This is a genomic window from Acinetobacter sp. ANC 5378, from assembly GCF_013004315.1.
GTDB lineage: Bacteria > Pseudomonadota > Gammaproteobacteria > Pseudomonadales > Moraxellaceae > Acinetobacter.
Map to the genome: position 1 here is coordinate 1 of NZ_JABERK010000087.1, position 1129 is coordinate 1129.

Annotated in this window: 1 protein-coding gene; it reads left to right on the plus strand. The window is 41.9% G+C overall.

The features are described from left to right. Nucleotides 1-14: 14 nt before the first annotated feature. Nucleotides 15-1090, plus strand: a protein-coding gene (locus HLH16_RS14965) for an IS3 family transposase (RefSeq protein WP_171529913.1) whose coding sequence is annotated in 2 segments (ribosomal slippage) — nucleotides 15-267 and nucleotides 267-1090 — 1077 coding nt in all. Because the reading frame shifts where the segments join, the coding sequence is not laid out codon by codon here. Nucleotides 1091-1129: the final 39 nt, after the last annotated feature.

Genomic DNA, 1129 nt, shown 5'->3' on the forward strand with positions numbered 1-1129 from the left:
GCAGGAGATTCTGCATGAAAACATCTAAATTTACTGACAGCCAAATCATGTCCATCTTGAAGCAGGCTGAATCTGGTACACCTGTTGCCGCCCTTTGCCGTGAACACGGCATGAGTAATGCGACCTTTTATAAATGGCGTGCCAAATATGGTGGTATGGATACATCATTGATGGCACGGCTGAAAGAGCTGGAAGCAGAAAATACCAGACTTAAAAAGATGTATGCAGAAGAACGATTAAAGGCAGAAATCATTCAGGAAGCGATGGCAAAAAAGTGGTGAAGCCATCTTGCCGACGTAAGATGGCACAACAGGCAGTTGCCCATCATGCCATTAGCATTCGTCTAGCTTGCCGTGCATTTAGTATCAGTGAAACCTGCTACCGTTATCAGGCTCAACTCAGTGATGACAATGCTCTCATTGCAGAACAGTTGATTGAACTCACTGAAGAAAATACAGATTGGGGCTTTGGTCTGTGTTTCTCTTATCTACGTCATGTTGAAAATTATGCTTGGAATCACAAGCGTGTTTACCGCATTTACTGTGAACTAGCGCTAAACCTGCGTATTAAACCAAGAAGAAGACTGAAACGGCATGCACCAGAACCTCTGAAAGAACCGATCCGGGAAAATCAGGTCTGGTCACTGGATTTTATGCATGATCAGCTGATCGATGGTCGAAAGTTCCGATTATTAAATGTGATTGATGATTACCGTCGAGAAGGTTTAGCGATTGAAGCAGGATTCTCATTACCTACAATCCGAGTTATTCGAACCCTCAATCAGTTACTAGAATATCGAGAAAAACCGTTAGTGATCCGATGTGACAATGGACCTGAATTTATCAGTCATGAATTTGTGCGCTGGGCAACTGAACACAGTATACGTATTGAATATATTCAACCAGGTAAGCCACAGCAGAATGCATATATTGAACGTTATAATAGAACCGTACGTTATAGCTGGCTGAGCAAACATTTATTTGATACTTTGGATGAAGTACAAGATTATGCAACAAGTTGGCTGTGGCATTACAATCATGAAAGACCACATCAGGCTAACAAAGGAAAGCCACCTTTAATGGCTGCTTAACCTCTACTTTTAACTTCGGTTATTTATGGGAGGATTACC